10 protein-coding genes are annotated in these 10,229 nt (G+C 37.6%); 4 read left to right on the top strand and 6 right to left on the bottom strand.

Features of this window, described 5'->3' with window-relative positions:
* Nucleotides 1-99: 99 nt before the first annotated feature.
* Entirely contained in the window at nt 100-519 is a 420-nt protein-coding gene (gene aceI / locus KPC_RS13930) for a chlorhexidine efflux PACE transporter AceI (RefSeq protein ID WP_121974967.1), read from the bottom strand.
* A gap of 105 nt (nt 520-624) precedes the next feature.
* Between aceI and aceR the strand changes: the two genes are divergently transcribed.
* The 4 genes from aceR (at nt 625) to KPC_RS13950 (ending at nt 4,638) form a co-directional block, all read left to right on the top strand.
* Entirely contained in the window at nt 625-1,515 is an 891-nt protein-coding gene (gene aceR / locus KPC_RS13935; protein ID WP_121974976.1) for an HTH-type transcriptional regulator AceR, read from the top strand.
* 89 nt (nt 1,516-1,604) lie between these two features.
* Complete coding sequence (gene tal / locus KPC_RS13940; RefSeq protein ID WP_121974968.1) at nt 1,605-2,594, top strand: transaldolase; 990 nt, start codon at nt 1,605-1,607, stop codon at nt 2,592-2,594.
* 91 nt (nt 2,595-2,685) lie between these two features.
* The gene (gene leuE, locus KPC_RS13945) at nt 2,686-3,336 is read left to right on the top strand and encodes a leucine efflux protein LeuE (protein WP_121974969.1); all 651 of its coding nucleotides are present in this window, start codon (nt 2,686-2,688) and stop codon (nt 3,334-3,336) included.
* A 129-nt stretch (nt 3,337-3,465) separates the two neighbouring features.
* A complete protein-coding gene (locus KPC_RS13950) occupies nt 3,466-4,638 on the top strand; it encodes a benzoate/H(+) symporter BenE family transporter (protein WP_121974970.1) in 1,173 nt (390 codons plus the stop codon).
* A gap of 41 nt (nt 4,639-4,679) precedes the next feature.
* Here the strand turns inward: KPC_RS13950 and KPC_RS13955 are convergent, their stop codons facing one another.
* The 5 genes from KPC_RS13955 to KPC_RS13975 all read right to left on the bottom strand — a co-directional run bounded on the left by KPC_RS13955 (nt 4,680) and on the right by KPC_RS13975 (nt 9,955).
* Nucleotides 4,680-5,237 carry a TetR/AcrR family transcriptional regulator gene (locus KPC_RS13955; RefSeq protein WP_121974971.1) on the bottom strand — a complete coding sequence of 186 codons (558 nt, stop codon included), beginning with the start codon at nt 5,235-5,237 and terminating at the stop codon, nt 4,680-4,682.
* A gap of 1 nt (nt 5,238) precedes the next feature.
* Nucleotides 5,239-5,583: a DMT family transporter gene (locus KPC_RS13960; RefSeq protein ID WP_121974972.1), complete on the bottom strand. Its 345-nt coding sequence runs from the start codon at nt 5,581-5,583 to the stop codon at nt 5,239-5,241.
* Nucleotides 5,584-5,701: 118 nt separating this feature from the next.
* A complete protein-coding gene (locus KPC_RS13965) occupies nt 5,702-6,421 on the bottom strand; it encodes an MgtC/SapB family protein (RefSeq protein WP_121974973.1) in 720 nt (239 codons plus the stop codon).
* Nucleotides 6,422-6,434: 13 nt separating this feature from the next.
* Nucleotides 6,435-9,179: a magnesium-translocating P-type ATPase gene (gene mgtA / locus KPC_RS13970; RefSeq protein WP_121974974.1), complete on the bottom strand. Its 2,745-nt coding sequence runs from the start codon at nt 9,177-9,179 to the stop codon at nt 6,435-6,437.
* Between the two features lie 74 nt (nt 9,180-9,253).
* A complete protein-coding gene (locus KPC_RS13975) occupies nt 9,254-9,955 on the bottom strand; it encodes a hypothetical protein (protein ID WP_121974975.1) in 702 nt (233 codons plus the stop codon).
* Nucleotides 9,956-10,229: the final 274 nt, after the last annotated feature.

A 10,229-nucleotide genomic window follows, 5' to 3' on the forward strand; every position in this document is an offset into this window, starting at 1 on the left:
ATCCACAATACTCTCTTATAGTGAGAATAAAAAAGGAATAATACACATAGTTATGTATTATTCTCGATCCAATTCTTAGGTAAAAATATTTTCAGTTTCTTAAATCGCTTTTATACCCAATCTAGCCTCAATATGGTCATAACACCATTGAAAAATAAATGTATAAACCAGAATACACATGGTCATACCAAAATCCAGAACCAACGCATGCCAAATCGTCATTTGCATCGCATATGCCACCATAGGTACTGTTGCCAATAACAGACCACCTTCAAATCCTACAGCATGTAATAGACGCACTGCTATCGTTCTTCTTAGCTTATATTTACGTTCAAATTTTTCAAAAAAATGGTTGAAAACCATATTCCAGAAAACAGATGTTACAGCCATGGCAACACCTAGTGTACCTGTGACTTCTAGTGGTACTTCAAAAATGAAACTTAAAGCAATTGCAATAATAATTAGCAAAATGATTTCATAGCTCAAGGCGTGAACCAGCCTTCTTTTTGAAATCAACATTTTCCCTTACTCATTCAATTTAGAAGTATGCTATTTTATTTCCATATTTTTGATAAATCGAATCAGATTCTTTCAGTTTTATTGAAAGATCAAATGGAAACTGTGATGAACATCAATCAAGAACAACTTCTGATTTTCAAAACTGTCATTGATACTGGTTCCTTTTCAGCCGCTGCAAGAGCTTTAGGCAAAGTCCCCTCAGCTATCAGTATGTCTATTGCAAATCTGGAAATAGATCTCGACCTGCAATTGTTTATACGAGTTGGCCGGGAACCAAAACCAACAGAACAGGCATTGGTTCTTTATGAAAAAACTGAACAACTCCTGGTTGAAATAAACCAATGGAAACAACATGCCCATGCTCTAAGTAGTGGAGTTGAATCTTCATTAAATATCGTGATTGTCTCCGAACTCCTACACACAGGTTGGACAGACTATGTGGTATTACTGGAAAGTAAATTTCCCCAGTTGCAAATCAATATCATCACAGCCCCACAAGAAGATGCTTTGAAAATGCTGAAAAATCAAACGGCGCAACTGGCATTCATGTTTGAGCGGGAAGAGCTAGAAAGCCATGAACAATTTGTTGAATTACAAGCCGAATATCTCATTCCTGTTGTTGCGAAAACCCATTATCTCGCACAATTTGAACAAGTTAAATTTGAACAAATTCTGCAAAGTAGACAAATTGTCATCGCAAGTCGAGACAAGACTATTCGCCCTGAGCTACTTTATTCACAGAACTATTGGAGGACAGATAACCATCACTCCGCCAGCATGATGATTATACGTAACCTAGGCTGGGGAATATTACCCAAGCAAATGTTTGAAGATAATCCAGAACTTCATAATAAATTAAAGGTGCTGCAAATTTTAGATTTCACGCCAAGTTTTGAATATTATGTCGATTTAGTCTGGAGTAAAGAAAGCAACCTTGGTTCAGCTGCTCGTTTTTTGATTAATTACATCAGAAATCAACGAATTCATACAAAATAGGGCATCTTGAGCTTTTCTTTTCGCTTTCGTTAAATTTACTTTGTGATATAAATAAAAAGACAAATATTTTAACTTAGAATTAAATTGCAATGACTCAATCAGCATTAGACCAACTAAAAGCGTTAACCACAATTGTTGCCGATACAGGTGATTTGAAAGCAATTGAAAAATTTCGCCCACTGGATGCCACAACAAATCCATCATTAATTACGGCTGCAGCTGAACAGCCTGAAAATCGAGAACTCATAGAAGCGGCTTATGATCAAGCTAAATCAGAAGGTTATCAAGGGGACGCTCTCGTTGACCGGACTATTGACATTTTAACAGTTAAATTAGGGGCTGAGATTTTAAAAATCGTCGATGGTCGTGTTTCAACTGAAGTTGATGCTGCGCTTTCATATGATACGGAAGCAACTATTGCGAAAGCTAAAGAATTATTAGCACTGTATAAAGAGTATGGTGTTGACCAAAATCGCATCCTGATCAAAATTGCCTCAACCTGGGATGGTATCCAGGCTGCAAAAGCTTTAGAGGCCGAAGGAATTCATTGTAACCTGACCCTTTTGTTTGGTTTACATCAGGCAAAAGCTTGTGCTGATGCCAACGTAACCCTGATTTCTCCCTTTGTAGGCCGTATTCTGGATTGGTATAAAAAAGCTGAGAATGTTGACCATTATCCGGTCGATAAAGATCCAGGTGTTCTTTCAGTTAAACAGATCTATCATTTTTATAAACAACATCATGTTAAAACTGAAATTATGGGTGCGAGCTTCCGAAGTGTTGACCAAGTTCTAGGTTTGGCAGGTTGTGACTTACTGACAGTATCTCCAAATCTTCTACAACTTCTTGAACAAGACCAGAGAGAAGTAACCGCCGAGTTATCAGTCAATCATGCAGATACCCATCAGGAGTATAGCTATACAGCTATCTCTAAAGAGGAATTTAAACATGATCTTGAACATGATTTGATGGCATTTCAACTATTGCAAGGTGGGATTGATGGATTTATTAAAGCCAGGGAGCAGCTTTCTAAGTTACTTCGTAGCGCTTTTGGTTTAGATGCTGAAATCAAAGATTAATCCTTTTATATTATTAAAGTAAAACACCTAAAAGCTGAGTTTGTTATCATACTGCTCAGCTTTTTTCCATCAAATTTGAGAGTAGATCATCGTGTTTGGCATTACAGATTTAATGACCTATATCATTGGTACAATTTTTATCGTGATTTTGCCAGGACCGAATTCACTCTATGTTATGTCTATTGCTTCGAGATTGGGCATAAGAGCTGGTTATTTAGGTGCATTTGGTGTTTTTACAGGTGATCTGATCTTAATCTTATGCACAGTGCTTGGTGCTGCCTCTTTACTACATACTTTCCCATGGTTATTTATTCTATTAAAAGTTGTTGGTGCAATTTACCTCTCCTATCTAGGTGTCAAATTACTGATTGCCAGTATCAAGACTTGGCAGCATAAACCTCAAAAAATTGAATCAAACACTGCAATTACCACTCTTAAACAAGCCCATCCTTACAGAACAGCACTCACAGTAAGTATCTTAAATCCGAAAGCAATCTTCTTTTATCTTTCATTTTTTGTTCAATTTGTTGATCCTGATTATCCATATCCTGCACTTAGTTTTGCAACACTTTCAGTTATTCTGCAGATCATAAGTTTATCATATTTAACATTATTGATTTTTTCCGGTATTAAATTGGCAGATTTTTTTAATCAACGCTATAAAATAGCTGCGATTGGCGTAGCCTGTGTTGGTATACTCTTTTGCGGATTTGGTCTAAAACTTGCAACCTCTACGATGTAATAATACTGCAGTATTATTACATCGTGATAAATCTTTGCTTTTATGCTAAATTCCCCTAAATACTTTGGAAACTCAGACTAAAGTAAAACTTATCCAATTAACAAACCATTAAAAAATAAGCAAAGGAATATGCAAAAATTTCTCCAAGATTTCTCCATACCTGCTGTATTTGCTGGCTTTATTACTTTTCTCATCGGTATTAGTGTTTCTGCTGTACTGGTTATTCAGGCTGCACAGTTACTCGGCGCAACACCTGAACAAATCACCTCATGGTTTTGGGCACTTGGTTTAGGGATCGGTTTGTGTGGTTTACTTCTATCCTGGAAATATAAATACCCCGTTGCCACATCTTGGTCTACTGCTGCTCTGGCACTTATTATCGCAACTGCTAATAACTACTCCCTATATGAAGCAATAGGCGCTTTTTTAGTATGTGGACTGCTCACCTCTGTTTTAGGTTTCTTAGGTATATTTCAAAGAGTAATTGCCTTTATTCCACAAAGCTTGACCAGCGCCATGCTCGCTGGAGTTTTACTTAAATTTGGAATTGCCCTGTTTGCAAGTTTGCAAAATGACCTGGGCTTTATTCTCGCACTTTTAATAATATACGTGTTTACTAAACGTTTGTGGCCACGATATAGCATTGTTCTGACAATGATCGGTGGGGTCATTTTATGCCCACTTTTCATGGAATTTCATACGCCGACTCTGCATTGGGCACTTGCCAATCCTGTTTTTATGATGCCTGATTTTACATGGTCTGCTTTTTTGGGACTGGCACTTCCTTTATTTGTGATCAATATGGCAGCTCAATACTTACCAGGTATAGCCATGATTAAAGCTTATGGCTATCAACCTCATGTGAATCAACTCATTGGCTGGACAGGTTTTGCTCAAACCATTCTCGCACCATTTGGCTGTTTTACAGTAAATATTGCAGCAATCAGTGCTGCAGTTAGTCTAGATGAGCAAGTTCACCCCGACCCTTCAAAGCGTTATATTGCAGGTATAAGCTGTGGTTTTTTCTATATTGTAATGGGACTTTTTGCTGCAACCCTGACGAACCTGTTCATGTCATTCCCTCATGTGTTTATCATCGCATTGGCTGGTATTGCTTTATTAGGTACGATTAGTCATAACATTGCCATTGCATTTCATGAGATAAATGATCGTGAAGTAGCTTTATTGACATTTTTATTCAGCGCTTCTGGCGTACAGTTTTTAGGTATTGGTTCAGCATTCTGGGGACTGCTTTTTGGCATTATCGTATCTGTAATCCTGAAATATAGAACCTCTAAATAATAACCTTGTAATACAATCTACCTATATTTCTAAAACCGAATCTACTGAATATAACTTTTTCGTATCAATTCCGCTTTGAGTTGTAGCAACTCATTATTTTTAGATGGGTTGAAATGTTCTATATACCATAAACCATCTGCTGCATGGCGCAAAATACGTAGAGCAATATCCGAATCTGTAGATTCATACTGCTTTAAATGTTTTTCTAGCCAATGATCCCAATAGTGCTGGTACTGTTTATCACTGATCATCGTCATACAGAATGCTGACCAGTTTTGACTTCTACCATTTTCATCATGGTCTAAAGTAATATCAATATAAGCGCGTGTGAATTTTCCATACTGGGTGCTATCTTTCATGATACGTTGCTCAATCTGAGCATCCAGTTTTTGCAAAATAAATTCAAGCATTGCTTCGATCAAGATCTGTTTATTCGCAAAGTGATGAAATAGCCCACCTTTTGTCACTCCAGCCATATCAGCTACAGCCTGAATTGACATTCCAGTTACACCATTTTCAGCAACAAGATGTTCGGTACTCTCTAAAATTTTTTGCCGGACCAGATCAGGATCTTTCTTTCTTTTTAACGCATTTGTCATGTTAATGCCCTGCCGTATGTGAAAAAAGATTGATCACGATGACACCCGAAATAATTAAAGCGATACCAATCATTGCTGCCAAATCCAGAGCTTGCCGGAAAACAATCACTCCAATAATCGCTGTCAGTATGATACCGACACCAGCCCAAATCGCATAGGTAATTCCAAGTGGTATCACTTTCACAACTTGAGACAGCAAATAAAAAGCGATGCTATACAACACCAGGACTGCTATTGATGGTGCTAATTTAGTAAAACCATCTGATTTTACGATGAATGTAGAACCCGCAACTTCCGAAATAATGGCACATGCCAGATATATATAAGCCAAAACAAGGGTATTCATTACACACTCCGAAACATACCAACCAGTTGGTATGTTATATAAATAAGATAATAGTCACAATAAATATTATTATTACTTATTGTGACCATAATTTGACATATTTGAATATGTCACAATATTAGGCGATTGTATTTTTATCCCAGAATGCTTGACGTACTTCGGGCATTGCATTTAATAGTTCAATAATTGGTTGAATTTCTTCGGATTCTATTGAACTGGCAATTAACATTGCCTCGATTTCCACATCTTTATCACCAAAAGGATGAACATTGATATCTTTAGCTGGAAAGTTGTGTTTCTTCAAAGCCAGATTAAGCTCATCCATCACCTTTTTACTTCTATCCCGATCACACACGACATAGATCACATGCAAGACTTCTGACTCATCGTCCAGGGGACTACGGTCAATCATATGTACAATCGGTCTGAGTAATGTATTTGCTGCAATAATGAATAATGTTGCTACAATAGCCTCAACAATTAAATCCGACCCTGCTGCTGCACCAACTGCAGCGGAACACCAAAGAGTTGCTGCAGTATTTAATCCATGAATACTGCCTTCTTGACGCATAATCACACCAGCGCCAAGAAACCCAATACCTGAAACCACATAAGCGATCACCCGCACAGCACCATCAGCACCCGATAGATTACTCGCAATATCAACAAATATTGCAGCTCCTACTGCCACCAGGACATTGGTTCTAAGCCCTGCAGTACGTTGCCTGTATTGTCTTTCAAACCCAATAAGGCCACCTAATACAAAAGCCGTAAACAGGCTAATAATGCTATCGATCGTACTTACAAATTCTAGATGTTGTATAAATTGAAGTTGCATATTGGCGACCTACTTACCAGCCATAACGGCGTATATAAACTTTCTTCATCAACTGCACCACACACATATAACCAATCAGGATCATCGGTAAATAAATGAAATAATTCATTGGTAAAGCCTGTAGTTTGAAATATGAAGCAAACGGTCCCATTGGAATAAAAATACCCAACACCATAATGATTAGTGTCATAGTCATTAAAGGCAGTGCTGCACGACTTTCAAAGAATGGAACTTTGGCAGTTCGAATCATATGCACAATCAATGTCTGGGTAAGCACCCCAACAATAAACCAGCCTGATTGAAATAAAGTCTGTTTTTCAGGCGTGTTTGCCAAAAACACAAACCACATTAAAGCAAAAGTCAAAATATCAAATATGGAGCTTAATGGACCAAAGAAAATCATGAAACGTCCAATTTCTTCTGGTTTCCAGTTTTGTGGCTGTTGGATCAATTCATCATCAACATTATCAAAGGGTATTGCGATTTGAGATATATCATAAAGCAAGTTTTGAACCAGTAAATGAATTGGCAACATAGGCAGGAACGGAATAAAAGCACTTGCTACTAATACCGAAAAAACATTACCGAAATTTGAACTGGCTGTCATTTTGATATATTTCAACATATTTGCAAAAGTGCGACGTCCCTCAAGCACCCCCTGTTCCAATACCATCAAGCTTTTCTCAAGTAAAATCAGATCGGCTGATTCTTTTGCAATATCTACCGCAGTATCAACAGAAATCCCAATATCAGCACTACGAATAGCTGCTGCGTCATTAATTCCGTCTCCTAAAAAGCCAACAACATGTCCATTTGCCTGAAGCTCTGTAACTATTCTTTCCTTATGCACTGGACTAAGCTTTGCAAAAACTTGTGTATGTTCAACAGCAAACTTAAGCTGCTCAGCAGTCATTTCTTCTATTTGCCCACCCAGTAATACATGTTCATAAGCCAATCCCAACTCTTTACACACTTTTTGAGTTACAAATTCATTATCACCAGTTAATACTTTGACCTGTACACCATGTTCAGCAAGTTGTTTTAAAGCAGGCGCTGCAGATTCTTTGGGTGGATCTAGAAATGTCACATAGCCTGTTAAAATCAAATCGCTTTCATCAGCAACAGAAAACTGATCAAATTTATTTTGAAAATCACGATATGCGACAGCGACAACCCGTAAACCCTCTAAATTAAACTGCTGAGTTCTATCCAGAATTTGCCGATAAAGTTCATCTGTCAAAGACACGATCTTGTCATTTAACTCGACATATGAACAGCATTTCAACATCTCTTCAACAGCACCCTTTGTCAAAATGCGCGCTCGTCCTTGCTGTGTTTTAACAATTACAGACATACGACGGCGTAAAAAATCAAAAGGAACTTCATCAAGTTTTTTAAACTTGATGGCAGCATCCCTGATCTCTTGATCAGCGTGCTCAAGTACTGCTACATCTAGTAGATTTTTCAGCCCTGTTTGATTAAAACTATTCAAATATGCCTGCATCAAAACACGGTCTGAAATTTTTCCTTTTACATCAGTATGTTGTGATAGACAAATTTCATCTTGTGTTAATGTACCTGTTTTATCGGTGCACAACACATCCATTGCGCCAAAGTTTTGAATCGCATCCAGACGCTTGACGATCACTTTTTTTCTGGATAAAAATACCGCACCTTTTGCCAATGTCGAGGTTACGATCATAGGTAACATTTCTGGTGTTAGACCTACAGCGACTGACAAAGCGAAAAGCAAAGCCTCACTCCAGTCACCTTTCGTAAACCCGTTGATAAATAAAACTATTGGTGCCATAACCAGCATAAAGCGAATGAGCAGCCAACTCACTTTATTGACCCCCATTTGAAAAGAAGTCGTTGTTTTCCCAACATTTACAACCCGATGAGCTAAAGCACCAAAATAAGTTTTTGCTCCTGTATTAACCACGACAGCTTTGGCTGAACCTGAAACAATATTGGTTCCCATAAAAACAATATTTTCCAGCTCCAGCGCATTATTGGTTGTGTGATCTTTTTGGTCAGCAAACTTTTCTACAGGAATCGACTCACCTGTCATTGAAGCTTGCGAAACAAAAAGATCTTTTGCTGATAAAATCCGACAATCTGCAGGTACCATGTCCCCTGCCGATAACAAAATAATATCTCCCGGAACCAAATCCTGAATAGATATTTCAATCTGGTTTAGCGTTTTTTGACTATAAATTTCAGCCAATGATGGGTGTTCTTTCCAATCAACCCTACGCAGTACAGTTGCAGTATTACTCACCATTGCTTTAAGCGATTCCGCTGCTTTATTAGATTTATACTCCTGCCAATATCTCAGTAATGTAGAAAGAATCACCATCGTACTGATAATGGTTGTTCCTTCCATATCACCCGTAAAAAAAGCCACCAATGCCAAGATAGTGAGCAGGATATTAAAAGGATTGCGATATGCATACCAAAGGTGTTGCCACCATTTCAAAGGTTTTTCATGCTCAAACTCATTCGCCCCAAATTTTTCATGGCGCAGTGCAACCTGTTCTGCATTTAAGCCATTCTCATTCGTATCAAGCCGTTCCAGCAAATTAGGGACTTGGGTAAAAGAAGCACGAATTAAGCTTTGTGAAATTTGTTTGCTAATTTCATTTGCATAACTCGCCTGATGTAACTCCCGAAATGATCGATGTCGACTAAACAAATGTGTCAGATGATATTTTTTTAGAAAGTTTGCAAATAGACGTTGCCATAGATTATGAAGCATGTGATTTCTCCTTTTTTGGCACAAAAGTTCCTGCCCCATTGAACAAAATCAATAGGCTGAAAGAAAAAGTAAAATTAGAAAATGTTTGGAGAGTAGCTTAATCCCAAACCAAACCATTGCCCTCGAAAACCCGATATGCTTCTGGCAAAAGATGTCTCGAGCCGAAGTACATCATGGATCAACTCTTGTGTAAGCACAGTTTGAAAATAACGCTCATGTTGATCCTGATTAAACAGTTCAAGGCTCAGAAGCGTTTTAGGGTGCAAAAAATAACTCCCTGAAGCACTGAATAAAACATTATGCTGATTTTGATCAGATCGATACGCCAGATTGCTATTCAAGAACAAACGATCATCATATAAAGAGCGGGTATAAGGAACATTTAAGACCCATGCAAAACGATGGGGATCATTGGCTTTACGCTCGATTGCCAAACTTGTAGCCGATCCCCAGTCATTCATCTCTACAGGTTTTAAAACCTGTTTCAACTGTAGGTTTAAAGTTGAATATCTAATATCCTGCTCAACTGTGCTTATATACCCCACAGAAAACTCTAAATGATCATGCACACCACAGGCAGGCGTAATCACATACTCAGGTTGTGTATGTTTAATAAAACGTATTGAACTTTCAATTTGACATGAATTTAAGGGTGTAATACCTGCATCATCAGTATTTAATAATGGACTAGCAACAGTATTATTTTTAAATACAATAATGCACAGAAACAATATAAAAACTATTATTTCCTGAAAAATAAAATGATTAAGTACCATCCGTATATCCTCATCGCTGAGGCGGAATAAAACTAAGTGCGCAACAACTTAAACCTTAATCAAAATGATTAAAGTAAAAAATATAAGTAAAGAGAAGTTGACTTAAACAAATATAAAATAATTTATGTTATCTCGTTGCAAGATAACATCCCTAAATGATGATCTTGCTCAGATAAGATAAATCGTTGTGTTTAAACAACATAACCTCGACGAACAACTGGCCACTTAGGGTCTCCGCTAATTAATTTCGCGGATAGTATAACTGAGAAAATAT

The organism is Acinetobacter stercoris, assembly GCF_900323515.1.
Taxonomy (GTDB): domain Bacteria; phylum Pseudomonadota; class Gammaproteobacteria; order Pseudomonadales; family Moraxellaceae; genus Acinetobacter; species Acinetobacter stercoris.